We start from the raw sequence: 14,580 nt of genomic DNA, 5'->3' as shown, positions 1-14,580 counted from the left end.
CACTATTGTCGCAGTTCTACGCTGAGAAAACGTTGATAGCCGCCGCGTTACTGCAAGGTGGCATCACGGCCCTGGCGAATATCGCGCGGTGACCAGTCGAATTCCCGGCGGAACAGGGTGGAAAAGTGGTTGCTGTCGCCAAAGCCACAGTGGTAGGCAATATCCGTTACGCTTTCGTCGCTGTGGCGCAGCAGATGGCGGGCCTTAATCAAACGCAGGCGATTGAGATAACGCTGCGGCGTCAGGCCCGTCGAGTGTTTAAGCTGGCGATGGAGCGTGCGCAGCGACAGCGAAAACTGCTCGGCCAGCGCTTCCCAGCAAACATCTTCCGCAAAATGATCTTCCAGCCAGGCCATCAACTGATTCAGACGCGCGTCGTTATCAACACTGCCCGCAACCTGGGTTCCACGACGCAGCAACACCAGCAGTTGCATAAAGAGAATTTCGCGGTTGGCGAGCGTTGCCGCGTCCATGTTGTCATCCACCTGCGCCATCTGATCGAGGATAAAGCGCACCTGTTGCAGCGTGCTCTGGCTCACCCGCCAGTGGGAAGGATAATTACCCTCTTTCTCCTGCGGCAGCAGTTGATCGAGCCCGGAAAGAAACTGGAACGCTTCCGGTGAGCGATAAAGGACATTGGTCAGACAAAGATTATCGGTGTGCTCATAAAGATGGCGATCCGTATCGCGAACAAAACAGACCGTGCCGCCGCAAATGGTATGTGGCTGACCATTGAAAACATGAATACCGGTCCCCTGCTCAACAATCACAATTTCATGAAAATCATGATGATGCTCAGGAAAAGCGGGCTGCGGAAGTCGCGGTTCAATCGCTACAGGTAATCGCCCTGAACGGAAAAAATCCACACTGTGCAATACGGTCATAACGCCCCCACTAAATGAGAAAAGTTATCAGGATAGTAATCGGGGGTGGCTGACCTCACCTTAAAGTTTCGACAGCAAAGGGCGCAAACCCGGTCGTTTTTTCAAGAAAGGCCGGGAAAGATCGGGAATTGCGGAGAGCGTCACACCCGCGCAATACGGGGCAATTGGCGGAAATTGTGAGCTCTCTCACGTCTACCTTTGCTTTCTTGCCAGCCGCCCATTTTGCTGTCAGTGATGAGAAGGTCACGTTCGTACGCGCTTCTTAGACTGGGTCCAATGACATTAAGAAGGACTCCAGCCATGACTCTTCGCCATTGTGTGGCCGTCGATTTAGGGGCATCCAGCGGACGCGTGATGCTTGCCCGCTATGACACCGGGCAACACACACTCTCACTGCACGAAATCCACCGTTTCGTGAACTGCCTGCAAAAACAGGATGGATTTGATACCTGGGACATCGACGGGCTTGAGGCGGAGATCCGCACCGGCCTGAACAAGGTGTGCGAACAGGGCATCCTGATCGACAGCATCGGCATCGACACCTGGGGCGTGGATTACGTTCTGCTTAACCGCGACGGTCAGCGCGTTGGCCTGCCGGTCTCCTACCGTGACAGCCGCACCGACGGTGTGATGGCGCGGGCGATTGAACAGCTCGGGAAAGCGCAAATCTATCGCCGCAGCGGTATTCAGTTCCTGCCGTTTAATACGCTCTATCAGCTACGCGCGCTGGTTGAACAGCAGCCGGAAATCGCCGCCAAAGTGGCCCATGCCCTGCTGATCCCCGATTATTTCAGCTATCGCCTGACCGGCAAAATGAACTGGGAATATACCAACGCCACCACCACGCAGCTGGTCAATATTCAGACCGATAACTGGGATGAAGACCTGCTGAACTGGACCGGCGCATCGCCGAAATGGTTCGGTACGCCAACGCATCCTGGCAACGTGATTGGTCACTGGATTTGCCCGCTGGGCAACAAAATCCCGGTGGTGGCCGTCGCGAGCCATGACACGGCAAGCGCAGTCATTGCTTCGCCGCTGGCAAACAAAGACGCCGCTTATCTCTCTTCCGGTACCTGGTCGCTGATGGGCTTTGAAAGCACCACGCCTTATACCAGCGAGTATGCACTGGCAGCCAATATCACTAACGAAGGCGGCGCAGAAGGGCGTTATCGGGTGCTGAAAAACATTATGGGGTTGTGGCTGCTTCAGCGCGTGATTAAAGAGCAGAACATCACTGACCTGCCTGCATTGATTGCAGAAACGGAACAACTCAGCGCCTGCCATTTCCTGATCAACCCCAATGAAGACCGTTTTATTAACCCGGACAACATGAGCGCTGAAATTCAGGCCGCCTGCCGCGAGACCTCGCAGCCGGTGCCGCAGCGCCCTGCCGAACTGGCGCGCTGTATTTTCGACAGCCTTGCCCTGCTTTACGCCGACATTCTGAATGAACTGGCGCGCCTGCGCGGCAAACCGTTCAGCCAGCTGCATGTCGTCGGCGGCGGTTGCCAGAACCACTTACTCAACCAACTTTGTGCCGACGCCTGCGGCGTGACGGTGGTGGCGGGCCCGATTGAGGCCTCCACGCTCGGCAATATTGGCGTGCAGCTGATGACGCTGGAAGAACTGGGCACCGTAGATGATTTCCGTCAGGTGGTAACCGGCAACTACGGCCTGACCACCTTTACACCTAATTCTGAACATGAAATTGCCCGCTACGTTGCGCAGTTTCAGCAAAAACGACTGACAAAGGAGCTTTGCGCATGACCACTCAACTTGAACAAGCCTGGGAACTGGCGAAACAGCGTTATTCCGCCATTGGCATCGACGTCGAAGAGACCCTGCGTCAGCTCGATCGCCTGCCGGTATCCATGCACTGCTGGCAGGGCGATGATGTCGCCGGTTTTGAAAACCCGGAGGGCAATCTGACCGGCGGTATTCAGGCGACGGGTAACTATCCAGGAAAAGCGCGTAATGCAACGGAATTACGTGCCGATCTGGAACAGGCACTGAGCCTGATCCCGGGGCCAAAACGTCTGAATCTGCACGCTATTTATCTGGAATCCGACACGCCGGTTTCCCGCGACAAAATCAAGCCGGAACACTTTAAAAACTGGGTGGAATGGGCGAAAGCGAATCACCTGGGTCTCGATTTCAACCCGTCCTGCTTCTCGCATCCGTTGAGTGCCGACGGTTTTACCCTCTCCCACCCGGACGCAAAAATTCGTCAGTTCTGGATCGATCACTGCAAGGCCAGCCGCCGTATCTCCGCTTACTTCGGCGAGCAACTGGGCACGCCATCGGTGATGAATATCTGGATCCCGGACGGCATGAAAGACATCACCGTAGACCGTCTGGCGCCACGTCAGCGTCTGATGAACGCGCTGGATGAAGTGATTAGCGAAAAACTGGACCCGGCACACCACATTGATGCAGTGGAGAGCAAGCTGTTCGGTATCGGCGCAGAAAGCTACACGGTGGGCTCCAACGAATTCTATATGGGCTATGCCGCCAGCCGCCAGACCGCGCTGTGCCTGGATGCGGGCCACTTCCACCCGACGGAAGTGATCTCCGACAAAATCTCTTCCGCCATGCTGTACGTTCCGCGTCTACTGCTGCACGTCAGCCGCCCGGTGCGCTGGGATAGCGATCACGTGGTACTGCTGGATGACGAAACTCAGGCTATCGCGAGCGAAATAGTGCGCAACGATTTGTTCGACCGCGTGCACATCGGCCTCGACTTCTTTGATGCTTCCATCAACCGCATCGCGGCGTGGGTTATCGGTACCCGCAACATGAAGAAAGCCCTGCTGCGCGCGCTGCTCGAACCCGTGGATGAGCTGCGTCAGCTGGAAGCGGAAGGCGATTACACCGCACGCCTGGCGCTGCTGGAAGAGCAGAAATCCCTGCCGTGGCAGGCAGTGTGGGAAATGTATTGCCAGCGCCACGACACGCCTGCGGGCAGCCAGTGGCTGGAGAACGTCCGCGCGTATGAAAAAGAGATTTTGAGTAAACGCGGGTAAACAACCCTCACCCCGGCCCTCTCCCACAGGGAGAGGGTGAATACCGAAACCGGACAATCCCCTCTCCCTGTGGGAGAGGGTTAGGGTGAGGGGTAAACCCCGCACCACCTAACAGGAACTCGAATACTATGCAATCCATCACTCAATCCTGGTTCGTCCAGGGCATGATCAAAGCCACCTCTGATGCCTGGCTGAAAGGCTGGGATGAACGTAACGGCGGTAACCTGACGCTGCGCCTGGACGAAGCCGACATCGCCCCTTACGAGGCTGATTTCCATAAAGAACCGCGCTATATCGCGCTCAGCCAGCCGATGCCGCTGCTGGCGAATACGCCGTTTATCGTCACTGGCTCCGGTAAATTCTTCCGCAACGTTCAGCTCGACACCGCCGCAAACATCGGCGTGGTAAAAGTGGACAGCGACGGCGCGGGTTATCACATCCTGTGGGGCTTAACCCATGAGGCGGTGCCAACATCTGAATTACCCGCCCACTTCCTGTCGCACTGCGAGCGCATCAAGGCAACCAACGGCAAAGATCGCGTGATCATGCACTGCCACGCCACCAACCTGATCGCCCTGACCTACGTGCTGGAAAATCGCACCGACGTGATCACCCGCCAGCTGTGGGAAGGCAGCACCGAATGTCTGGTGGTGTTCCCGGACGGCGTGGGCATTCTGCCGTGGATGGTGCCGGGTACAGACGAAATCGGCCAGGCGACTGCCGTCGAAATGCAGAAACATTCGCTGGTGCTGTGGCCATTCCACGGGGTATTCGGCAGCGGGCCGACGCTGGACGAGGCGTTTGGTTTGATCGATACCGCCGAGAAATCCGCAGAAGTGCTGGTGAAAGTCTATTCCATGGGCGGCATGAAGCAGACCATCACCCGTGAAGAGCTGATTGCCCTTGGCAAACGCTTTGGCGTCACTCCGCTCGCCAGCGCCCTCGCGCTCTAACCTATCCGCTCACGCCCGGCGACAGTGGCTGCCGCCGGACATAGGGCTTTTAATTTAAGGAGAAATATCATGAGCTTTATGTTGGCGCTTCCCAAAATCAGCCTGCACGGCGCGGGCGCGATTGCCGATATGGTCAACCTTGTTGCGAACAAACAGTGGGGCAAAGCGCTGGTGGTCACCGACGGTCAACTGGTGAAGCTGGGTCTGCTGGATAGTCTGTTTACCGCACTTGATGCGCAGAATATGTCTTATCATCTTTTCGATGAGGTGTTTCCTAACCCCACCGAAGAGCTGGTGCAAAAAGGCTTTGCTGCGTATCAGGACGCGAGCTGCGATTTCATCATCGCCTTTGGCGGCGGCAGCCCGATCGACACCGCCAAAGCGATCAAAATTCTGACCGCCAACCCTGGCCCGTCTACCGCATACTCCGGCGTGGGCAAAGTCAAAAATGCCGGCGTGCCGCTGGTTGCCATTAACACCACCGCAGGCACCGCCGCCGAGATGACCAGCAACGCAGTGATCATCGATACCGCGCGCCAGGTGAAAGAAGTCATTATCGATTCCAATATTATCCCGGACATCGCCGTAGATGACGCCAGCGTGATGCTGGAAATTCCGGCGTCCGTCACCGCGGCCACCGGTATGGATGCGCTGACCCACGCGATTGAAGCTTACGTTTCCGTTGGCGCGCATCCGCTGACTGACGCCAACGCGCTGGAAGCCATTCGTCTGATCACCCAGTGGCTGCCGAAAGCGGTCGATGATGGCCATAACCTGGAAGCCCGCGAGCAGATGGCATTTGGTCAGTATCTGGCTGGAATGGCGTTCAACAGCGCCGGTCTTGGCCTGGTACACGCACTGGCGCATCAGCCGGGCGCAACGCACAATCTGCCGCACGGCGTGTGCAATGCCATCCTGCTGCCGATCATCGAAAACTTTAACCGCCCGAACGCAGTCGCCCGTTTTGCACGCGTCGCGCAGGCAATGGGCGTCAATACCCAGGGCATGAGCGACGAAGCGGCCAGCATGGAAGCTATCAACGCCATTCGAAAACTGAGCGCGCGTGTTGGCATTCCGGAAGGTTTCAGCAAGCTGGGCGTAACGAAAGCAGATATCGAAGGCTGGCTGGACAAAGCGCTGGCTGACCCTTGCGCGCCGTGCAACCCGCGCACCGCCAGCCGCGATGAAGTACGCGAGCTGTATCTGGAGGCGTTATGATCCGCAAAGCCTTTGTAATGCAGGTGCATGCCGACGCACACGAAGAGTATCAGCGTCGTCATAATCCTATCTGGCCGGAACTGGAAGCCACACTGAAATCCCACGGTGCGCACCATTACGCCATTTATCTCGATAAAGAGCGTAACCTGCTGTTCGCCACGGTGGAAATTGAATCTGAAGAGCGCTGGAACGCGGTGGCGAATACCGACGTTTGCCAGCGTTGGTGGAAATATATGACCGAGGTGATGCCTGCTAATCCAGATAACAGCCCGGTAAGCGCAGAGCTGAAAAACGTTTTTTATCTTGATTAAGTGTTTCACTAATAAAAACGCCTGCATCGCAGGCGTTTTTATTCTGTCGGTTTGCTGAAACCTTAGAAGTAATATTTGAAGCGGACGCGTGCGCCGTAGCGATCATCATCACCAGTATGACCTTGCGCATTATCATTATCGCTACTAATGACAGAGTAATACGTACCCAGGTAAATATTGAAGTTTTTCATATTCATCACATTCGGAATCAAATAAGAAGCATGAATGGTATGAATATCATAGGTACCTTCATTATAAATCCAGTCGTCATCGTCGTGCTTAATCAGGCCGGCATAATCATCAATGGTGTTATGCGCGTAGATATAACCCAGCTCGAAGTTTCGCCACAGAGCGTTCACCGCCGCAGTAAAGTCTTTCTCGTTGTTGGCGTCCAGATAGGCGGTGTTCAGGTTAACCACTACACCGTTTTCAGGATCGGTTTTCTGGCCGTTCCAGGTCAGGGTTAAGCCATAACCGGTACGGTCGGACTGATCAATAAATTTGCCGTTGCTGTCAGTATAACCATATGCGCCATCAACAACGTTGGATTCCATCGCTGCAGAAATCGTGAGTTCATCCTGAGTATAAGCAATAACAGGACGCATATAGATCACATTTTTCTGCTGATCCATCTCACGACCATGATAGGTATGATCGCCTTCTTCACCAGAGTTATAAAGTGCTGTGCCGTCTTCAAACAACGTGTTCAACTCGAAGTACCAGTTGTCCAGCTGCTTACTCATCAGGAAGTTACCACCAGAGTCAGAACGACCACGGCCTTCTTTCATCATATAAATGTAGCCGCTTCCGTCGTCATAGAGATCATTCGCAGTATTACCGGAATGCTCAACAAAAGTATCCTGATTGAGCGGGAACATATCGTAGGCTTCGAAACGACCAACTTTAACTTTCCAGTCGTTCTCACGACCAAAGAAGAAAACCGAGTCATCTATAAATACCTGACCAACCATATCGCCCAATGGCTGTGCAGAAAAACCTGCATAATAACCGTCATCCATTTTACGAATGCCGTCAAAACCGAGCAGAATACGACCATTAAGGTTCCATGTCTCGTTTGTTGGGTCCCCTTTGTCAATGTTCGCGTTGGTTGCAGCCAACATACCATGCTTACTTTCAGCATCCATGTTAAATTCCACGTCGCCGTAGAATTTTATATCCCCATAACCGGATAAATTCAGCGTTGGTTTGGACGCATTATGCGCCGTCTCTGATACTGACTGTTCACCATTCACCGCAGTATTACCTTGAGCGGCTTTGATCTCTTTAATTTCGGCAGCCTGTTGAACCTGAAGCTGCTGAACTTTATTTTCTGCCTGCGTCGCGCGATTTTCCGCAGCTTCCAGACGGTTTTCAAGCATTTCCAGACGCTGTTCCAACGTCATTGTTCTTGGTTTTGCAACACCTGTGTTTGCCACTAACAACAACCCAATGGCGATAGATAATGTTGTTTTCTTCATTATTCGCTTTCCTTGAGATAACTAATAATTAGTAAAACTCTGCGCGAGTTTATTCATCTACTTTATATAAAATGGATGAATGTAATTTTATTAGATTGCCCGGACGCGAAATAACGTGAAAGCATCAATCCCATTGATTCAGTTTTCCACGCCTCAGGAGCTAATAAATATTAGCTAAATAGTTCCGCAAGTAAACACAGGTAATTACCATATCGTGAGCGAGGTAACACTGGAAACAAATTTTAATAAATAATCGATCATTAGTATTTTTTAAATAAATTGGATTTAATTATAAATACATTATTTATATAAATGATATGAATTTTCAGTGAGATATAATAATTGAAATATATAATTGTGCGCACAGACGTGCGCACGACGGCTTAATTTTGCTCAGCAACCAGAATCGCCAGGGTATCGGGTTCAAGTGCTTTGAAGATATGTTCCTGATCGCCAGGATAACAGATGTAATCGCCCGCACTTAACTCTTCCGGTGCATCGGTTAACCCAACCAGCGCGCGACCTTGCGTCACAATAATGTGTTCTACCGAACCGACAGGATGGGGCTGCGAGATACGATCCGCGCCTGGCTGTGTTGTCAGCAGATAGATATCGCGACGTGCGCCGGGCGGACAGGTTGCCAACAGCGTCGCCTGGTAGTTCGCCTGCTCCGCCAGCACTTTCACCCCTTCCCCCCGGCGAATTACCTGCGTCTTCTGCACCTGTGGTTCCAGCAGGCGGCTGAAAGGGATATCCAGCGCGACGCAGAGCGACCACAGCGTTTCCAGGCTAGGATTACCATTCCCTGCTTCAAGCTGCGAGAGTGTCGATTTCGCGATACCGGCACGACGGGCAATTTCCGCCAAAGACAGCCCTGTCCTCATACGCTCGCGTACCAGACTCTTTGCGATCACGCTGATTGGCTGCGTCATAATGCCACTCCATTATTCTATTAATCGAACGAATTGATTATCTTGAAAAGGCCTTCTGTTGCGTTCATTATAATGGAAACTCGTTCGATATAGCCAACAATCATGTTCAAAAAACATTTCGGTTGCCTGAAAGGCGACACCTTAAAAGCGATTTTTCTGGTCTGTCTTGCCGTTGGGATCGTCGCAGTTTCCTACGGCTCGCTGGCGATGGCGTACGGTTTTCCGCTATGGGTGCCGCTCATTCTTTCACTCACCGTACTGGCGGGCGCATCTGAATTTATGTTTATCGGCATCGTTGCCAGCGGCGGTAACCCGCTTGCGGCAGCCGTGGCGGGATTGTTGGTCAACGCACGTCATTTTCCGTTTGGTATTACCGTCCGTGACCTGGTGGGCAAACGCATGTTGAGCTTCCTCGGTTGCCACATCATGAATGATGAAAGCGTCGTTTTCGGCCTGTCGCAACCGACACCAGAACAGCGTAAAGCGGCATTCTGGCTGTGCGGGCTGGGCGTTGCCTTTGTCTGGCCAGCAGGAACGCTGCTGGGCGCAGGCGTCGGCAAACTCCTTCCCTCTCCGGAGACCATCGGCCTTGATGCCGTGTTCCCGGCCATTCTGCTGGCGTTAGTGCTTCCGGCATTAAAGAAAAGTAAAACGTCACTTATTCGTGCATCCAGCGGAGCGGCTATCTCACTGGCTTCCGTGCCTTTCGCGCCGGTCGGTTTACCCGTCCTGCTCTCCATGCTCGGCTTACTGGCGAGGAAAAAATAATGGGCGACACCACGCTGATTCTTCTGGGTATCGCGCTGCTTTCTGCGGGTACCTATTTAATGCGCCTGGGCGGAGCAAAGCTGGGCGGGCGTTTACAGTTTTCTGAACGATCTCAGGCGCTATTATCAGATGCCGCAACCACGTTGTTATTTGCCGTGGCGCTGGCAACCACCTTTTACGAAGGTGAACATTTTGCCGGTCTGGCACGTGTTCTGGGCGTGGGCTTTGCGGTGTTTCTGGCATGGCGAAAGTGCCCGCTTATTGTGGTGATTTTCGCGGCGGCGATCGTGACGGGGTTGCTGCGGATGGCGGGAATGCATTAAAAAAAGCGCCCCGAGGGCGCTCTTTCGACAATAACGTTGGCTTATTTATTCAGTTCTGCGGTCATGTGCACGCGGTTACCGGTAAAGGCCTGGGTAATTTTGTAAGACGATGCGCCAGCTTGTTCTGCTTTGGCGGCGATTTTCGCTTCAGCGCTGTCCAGCGTAGAGGCGGTTGCAGAAACAGTCTGTGCAGCGAAAGAACCGAAAGAAGCAGACAGAGCGATAACAGCGACAAAAGTTTTGATGCTTTTCATGATATAAACCCTTTCACTTAGTTGTTTGAGTAAGGCACCGTGCCTTGATGTGATAAATGATAGGTCGATTCATCACCAACTGAAAGCGGAAGGATTTGCCAGTCTTGGTCAAAATTTTTGATTAAAAACTATTCGCCCGTTAATCGCTGCGGATGCGTGTAAATCGTTGCTCTGCCCGGTTTGCAAAAACCCACCAGCGTCAGGTTACAGCGTTCGGCCACTTCCACGGCAAGCGTCGTCGCAGCAGAGACAGCAAACAGGATCTCGACGCCGCACATGGCGGATTTCTGCACCATCTCATAGCTGGCGCGGCTGGAAACCAGCGCGGCGCCGTGCTGCCAAAGGTCGCCCTCTTTCGCACGATGGCCTAGTAGTTTATCGAGCGCCACGTGACGCCCCACATCTTCATGCCCGCCCACCAGCTCGCCCGACGGCATAACCCACGCCGCCGCGTGCGTACAACCGGTTTCGCGGCCTACGGGCTGCACATCATTTAAATGTTTGAGCGCGTGATCGAGATGTGAAAGGTCAAACGTTTGGGTAAATGGCAGCGGCTTGATGGGTTTGCCGATGTCGTTGAGCTGCTCAACGCCGCAGACACCGCAGCCGGTACGCCCGGCCAGTGCGCGACGTCGTTCCTTAAGGCCCATAAACCGGCGACTGGAGAGATCGATTTGTACTTCCAGACCGTTGCAGGCCTGCGTGACTTCGATTCCAAAAATTTCCCGTGGGTGCTCAATAATGCCTTCTGAAAGCGAAAAACCAATGGCAAACGCTTCCAGATCTTTCGGCGTCGCCATCATCACGACGTGAGAGATGCCGTTGTAGACCAACGCAACGGGAATTTCTTCAGCAAGAATATCCTGAGTAGGTTGCATAATCTGTGGCCTTCTGAAGACAGAACGCTCGACGGCACCGATAAGTTGCGACGATGGTTTGACTTCATCTTTAAAATTAAACACGGCAAATACTCTGAACAACGACGGAAAAGGAGAGGCGTCTATTCCATCACATCCGGAGGGAATCAGGGCTTATTATGGATCAAGTTTCTGGTGCAATAACACTCAATCTTCAGTTTCACTCATCCTTTCGTATCAAAAAACCGATGAAAAGATAATTACCACCAATGGGTTAACCACGTTAAACACATGGTATTTTTTGCGCGTAATTCGCTTCAAATGCGATCATTATCACAATTCAATGTTAATGCGCGCAAATTCTGTTCACCCGCCGTTAACCGCATTGGAACAAGCCTACCGAAATTGTGGTATTCTGATTCAACGTCCTCCAGGAACTGAGGACGCTAACTATTCAGCATCTTTGCGGCGCACGCGGCGAAGAAAAATTACAAGCAATGACAATGTCGAAACAAGGAGCGAACCATGCAGGTCAGCAGAAGGCAGTTCTTTAAGATCTGCGCTGGCGGTATGGCAGGCACCACGGCAGCAGCGCTGGGATTTGCCCCCAGCGTTGCACTGGCGGAAACGCGGCAATATAAGCTGCTGCGCACCCGTGAAACCCGTAACACCTGCACATATTGTTCCGTCGGCTGTGGGCTGTTGATGTACAGCCTCGGCGATGGCGCAAAAAACGCTAAAGCGTCCATTTTCCATATCGAAGGCGATCCGGACCATCCGGTAAACCGTGGTGCGCTCTGTCCGAAAGGCGCTGGTCTGGTGGATTTCATCCACTCCGAAAGCCGCCTGAAATTCCCGGAATATCGCGCGCCTGGCTCCGATAAATGGCAGAAAATCAGCTGGGATGAGGCATTTGACCGCATCGCGAAACTGATGAAAGAAGACCGCGACGCCAACTACGTTGCACAGAACGCCGAAGGCGTGACCGTTAACCGCTGGCTCTCCACCGGGATGCTGTGTGCATCCGCGTCGAGCAATGAAACCGGCTATTTAACACAGAAATTCTCCCGCGCGCTGGGTATGCTCGCGGTCGACAACCAGGCGCGTGTCTGACACGGACCAACGGTAGCAAGTCTTGCTCCAACATTTGGTCGCGGTGCGATGACCAACCACTGGGTCGACATCAAGAACGCCAACCTGATCGTGGTGATGGGCGGTAATGCCGCTGAAGCTCACCCTGTAGGGTTCCGCTGGGCGATGGAAGCGAAAATTCACAACGGCGCGAAGCTGATTGTGATCGATCCTCGTTTCACGCGTACGGCGTCGGTGGCCGACTTCTATGCGCCGATCCGTTCCGGTACTGACATTACGTTCCTGTCGGGCGTTATGCTGTACCTGCTGAACAACGAAAAATTCAACCGCGAATACACCGAAGCCTATACCAACGCCAGCCTGATCGTGCGTGAAGATTTTGGCTTTGAAGATGGCCTGTTCACCGGCTATGACGCGGACAAACGCAAGTACGATAAAACCAGCTGGAACTACGAGCTGGATGAAAACGGCTTTGCCAAACGCGATACCACCCTGCAACATCCGCGCTGTGTCTGGAATCTGCTGAAAACGCACGTTTCCCGCTACACGCCTGATGTTGTCGAAAATATCTGCGGTACGCCGAAAGCCGACTTCCTGAAAGTCTGCGAGTACATCGCAGAAACCAGCGCGCATGATAAAACCGCGTCGTTCCTGTATGCCCTCGGCTGGACGCAGCACTCCATTGGCGCGCAGAACATCCGCACCATGGCGATGATCCAGTTGCTGCTCGGCAACATGGGGATGGCGGGCGGTGGCGTGAACGCCCTGCGCGGTCACTCCAACATTCAGGGTCTGACCGACCTTGGCCTGCTGTCACAAAGCCTGCCGGGCTACATGACGCTGCCAAGCGAGAAACAAACCGACCTGCAAACCTACCTTGCCGCCAACACGCCTAAACCGCTGCTGGAAGGCCAGGTGAACTACTGGGGCAATTACCCGAAATTCTTCGTCTCGATGATGAAAGCCTTCTTTGGCGACAAAGCTACGAAAGAGAACGACTGGGGCTTCGACCTGCTGCCTAAGTGGGACAAAGGCTACGACGTTCTGCAATATTTCGAGATGATGAACCAGGGTCTGGTGAACGGCTATATCTGCCAGGGCTTCAACCCGGTGGCGTCGTTCCCGAACAAAAACAAAGTGGTCGCATCACTGTCGAAACTGAAGTTCCTGGTGACCATCGATCCGCTCAATACCGAGACCTCTACCTTCTGGCAGAACCACGGTGAGTCGAACGATGTCGATCCCTCGAAGATTCAGACCGAAGTGTTCCGTCTGCCCTCTACCTGCTTCGCGGAAGAGAACGGCTCGATCGTCAACTCTGGCCGCTGGTTGCAGTGGCACTGGAAAGGCGCGGACGGCCCGGGCGAATCCATCACCGATGGCGAAATCCTTGCCGGTATCTTCCTGCGTCTGCGCAAGATGTATGCCGAACAGGGCGGCGCGAACCCGGAACAGGTGCTGAGCATGACGTGGAACTACTCCACGCCTCATGAACCGAAGTCCGAAGAAGTGGCGATGGAAAGCAACGGGAAAGCGCTGGCCGATATTATCGACCCGGCAACCGGTGCAGTGCTGGTGAAAAAAGGCCAGTTACTCAGTACATTCGCCCATCTGCGCGATGATGGCACCACCTCAAGCGGTTGCTGGATCTTCGCCGGAAGCTGGACGCCGGAAGGCAACCAGATGGCGCGTCGCGATAACGCCGATCCGTCAGGCCTCGGTAATACGCTCGGCTGGGCATGGGCGTGGCCGCTCAACCGCCGCATTCTGTATAACCGTGCCTCTGCTGACCCGCAGGGTAATCCGTGGGATCCAAAACGTCAGATCCTGAAATGGGATGGCGCGAAATGGGGCGGGATGGATATTCCTGACTACAGTGCCGCCGCACCTGGCAGCAACGTTGGGCCGTTCATCATGCAGCCGGAAGGGATGGGTCGCCTGTTTGCCCTCGATAAGATGGCGGAAGGTCCGTTCCCGGAACACTACGAGCCGTTTGAGACGCCGCTGGGGACCAACCCGCTGCACCCGAACGTTATCTCCAACCCTGCCGCCCGTATCTTTAAAGGCGATGCAGAAGCGCTGGGTAAAGCCGATAAGTTCCCGTATGTGGGCACCACCTATCGTCTGACCGAGCACTTCCACTACTGGACCAAGCATGCGCTGCTTAATGCCATCGCCCAGCCGGAACAGTTCGTGGAGATTGGCGAGAAGCTGGCGAATAAACTCGGCATCGCCCATGGCGATACCGTGAAGGTTTCCTCCAACCGTGGCTACATCAAGGCCAAGGCGGTGGTGACCAAACGTATTCGCACGCTGAAAGCGGACGGGAAAGATATCGATACCATCGGTATTCCAATCCACTGGGGCTACGAAGGTGTTGCGAAGAAAGGCTTTATTGCCAACACGTTAACGCCATTCGTCGGTGATGCGAACACGCAGACGCCGGAGTTTAAGTCCTTCCTCGTAAACGTGGAAAAGGTGTAA

At 53.8% G+C, this 14,580-nt stretch carries 13 protein-coding genes; 8 read left to right on the top strand and 5 right to left on the bottom strand.

The genetic code is table 11. The features are described from left to right. Nucleotides 1-47: 47 nt before the first annotated feature. Nucleotides 48-884, bottom strand: a complete 837-nt coding sequence (gene rhaS / locus ACWWFX_RS21250; RefSeq protein ID WP_276219242.1) for an HTH-type transcriptional activator RhaS — start codon at nt 882-884, stop codon at nt 48-50. A 300-nt stretch (nt 885-1,184) separates the two neighbouring features. Between rhaS and rhaB the strand changes: the two genes are divergently transcribed. From rhaB to rhaM, 5 genes are all read left to right on the top strand, one after another. Then, a complete protein-coding gene (gene rhaB, locus ACWWFX_RS21245) occupies nt 1,185-2,654 on the top strand; it encodes a rhamnulokinase (protein ID WP_473224724.1) in 1,470 nt (489 codons plus the stop codon). Further along, nucleotides 2,651-3,910 (top strand): L-rhamnose isomerase, encoded by a 1,260-nt coding sequence (rhaA, locus tag ACWWFX_RS21240; protein ID WP_473224723.1) that lies wholly within the window; start codon nt 2,651-2,653, stop codon nt 3,908-3,910. The genes rhaB and rhaA overlap by 4 nt, the downstream gene beginning before the upstream one ends. 128 nt (nt 3,911-4,038) lie before the next feature. Further along, nucleotides 4,039-4,863, top strand: coding sequence for a rhamnulose-1-phosphate aldolase (rhaD, locus tag ACWWFX_RS21235; protein ID WP_276219248.1), 825 nt, complete (start codon nt 4,039-4,041; stop codon nt 4,861-4,863). A 69-nt stretch (nt 4,864-4,932) separates the two neighbouring features. After that, on the top strand, nt 4,933-6,081 hold the full coding sequence (gene fucO, locus ACWWFX_RS21230; RefSeq protein ID WP_473224722.1) for a lactaldehyde reductase: 1,149 nt from the start codon (nt 4,933-4,935) through the stop codon (nt 6,079-6,081). Continuing rightward, nucleotides 6,078-6,392 carry an L-rhamnose mutarotase gene (rhaM, locus tag ACWWFX_RS21225; RefSeq protein ID WP_276219252.1) on the top strand — a complete coding sequence of 105 codons (315 nt, stop codon included), beginning with the start codon at nt 6,078-6,080 and terminating at the stop codon, nt 6,390-6,392. The genes fucO and rhaM overlap by 4 nt, the downstream gene beginning before the upstream one ends. Before the next feature lie 62 nt (nt 6,393-6,454). Here rhaM and ACWWFX_RS21220 read toward each other — a convergent pair whose 3' ends face one another. Further along, nucleotides 6,455-7,870: a carbohydrate porin gene (locus ACWWFX_RS21220; RefSeq protein WP_473224721.1), complete on the bottom strand. Its 1,416-nt coding sequence runs from the start codon at nt 7,868-7,870 to the stop codon at nt 6,455-6,457. A 383-nt stretch (nt 7,871-8,253) separates the two neighbouring features. Then, nucleotides 8,254-8,802: a helix-turn-helix domain-containing protein gene (locus tag ACWWFX_RS21215; protein ID WP_276219256.1), complete on the bottom strand. Its 549-nt coding sequence runs from the start codon at nt 8,800-8,802 to the stop codon at nt 8,254-8,256. Between the two features lie 102 nt (nt 8,803-8,904). Between ACWWFX_RS21215 and ACWWFX_RS21210 the strand changes: the two genes are divergently transcribed. Both ACWWFX_RS21210 and ACWWFX_RS21205 read left to right on the top strand, forming a co-directional pair. Then, nucleotides 8,905-9,570, top strand: coding sequence for an AzlC family ABC transporter permease (locus ACWWFX_RS21210; RefSeq protein ID WP_276219258.1), 666 nt, complete (start codon nt 8,905-8,907; stop codon nt 9,568-9,570). Continuing rightward, a complete protein-coding gene (locus tag ACWWFX_RS21205; protein WP_473224720.1) occupies nt 9,570-9,893 on the top strand; it encodes an AzlD domain-containing protein in 324 nt (107 codons plus the stop codon). The genes ACWWFX_RS21210 and ACWWFX_RS21205 overlap by 1 nt, the downstream gene beginning before the upstream one ends. 41 nt (nt 9,894-9,934) lie before the next feature. Here ACWWFX_RS21205 and ACWWFX_RS21200 read toward each other — a convergent pair whose 3' ends face one another. Together ACWWFX_RS21200 and fdhD are read right to left on the bottom strand one after the other, a co-directional pair. Next, the gene (locus ACWWFX_RS21200; protein ID WP_015966529.1) at nt 9,935-10,147 is read right to left on the bottom strand and encodes a YdgH/BhsA/McbA-like domain containing protein; all 213 of its coding nucleotides are present in this window, start codon (nt 10,145-10,147) and stop codon (nt 9,935-9,937) included. Nucleotides 10,148-10,275: 128 nt separating this feature from the next. Continuing rightward, complete coding sequence (fdhD, locus tag ACWWFX_RS21195) at nt 10,276-11,067, bottom strand: formate dehydrogenase accessory sulfurtransferase FdhD (RefSeq protein WP_442961886.1); 792 nt, start codon at nt 11,065-11,067, stop codon at nt 10,276-10,278. 462 nt (nt 11,068-11,529) lie between these two features. Here fdhD and fdnG point away from each other — a divergent pair, with 462 nt between their 5' ends. Next, nucleotides 11,530-14,580, top strand: coding sequence for a formate dehydrogenase-N subunit alpha (gene fdnG, locus ACWWFX_RS21190; RefSeq protein WP_276219274.1), 3,051 nt, complete (start codon nt 11,530-11,532; stop codon nt 14,578-14,580).

The sequence above is a fragment of the Pseudocitrobacter sp. 2023LY-00077 genome (genome assembly GCF_055796175.1).
This window is presented reverse-complemented; position numbering and strand designations above follow the sequence as displayed.

Excerpts from the sequence above, each read along its gene's own strand:
- rhaS (WP_276219242.1), bottom strand. The coding sequence starts at position 884 with ATGACCGTATTGCACAGTGTGGATTTTTTCCGTTCAGGGCGATTACCT.
- rhaB (WP_473224724.1), top strand. The coding sequence starts at position 1,185 with ATGACTCTTCGCCATTGTGTGGCCGTCGATTTAGGGGCATCCAGCGGA.
- rhaA (WP_473224723.1), top strand. The coding sequence starts at position 2,651 with ATGACCACTCAACTTGAACAAGCCTGGGAACTGGCGAAACAGCGTTAT.
- rhaD (WP_276219248.1), top strand. The coding sequence starts at position 4,039 with ATGCAATCCATCACTCAATCCTGGTTCGTCCAGGGCATGATCAAAGCC.
- fucO (WP_473224722.1), top strand. The coding sequence starts at position 4,933 with ATGAGCTTTATGTTGGCGCTTCCCAAAATCAGCCTGCACGGCGCGGGC.
- rhaM (WP_276219252.1), top strand. The coding sequence starts at position 6,078 with ATGATCCGCAAAGCCTTTGTAATGCAGGTGCATGCCGACGCACACGAA.
- ACWWFX_RS21220 (WP_473224721.1), bottom strand. The coding sequence starts at position 7,870 with ATGAAGAAAACAACATTATCTATCGCCATTGGGTTGTTGTTAGTGGCA.
- ACWWFX_RS21215 (WP_276219256.1), bottom strand. The coding sequence starts at position 8,802 with ATGACGCAGCCAATCAGCGTGATCGCAAAGAGTCTGGTACGCGAGCGT.
- ACWWFX_RS21210 (WP_276219258.1), top strand. The coding sequence starts at position 8,905 with ATGTTCAAAAAACATTTCGGTTGCCTGAAAGGCGACACCTTAAAAGCG.
- ACWWFX_RS21205 (WP_473224720.1), top strand. The coding sequence starts at position 9,570 with ATGGGCGACACCACGCTGATTCTTCTGGGTATCGCGCTGCTTTCTGCG.
- ACWWFX_RS21200 (WP_015966529.1), bottom strand. The coding sequence starts at position 10,147 with ATGAAAAGCATCAAAACTTTTGTCGCTGTTATCGCTCTGTCTGCTTCT.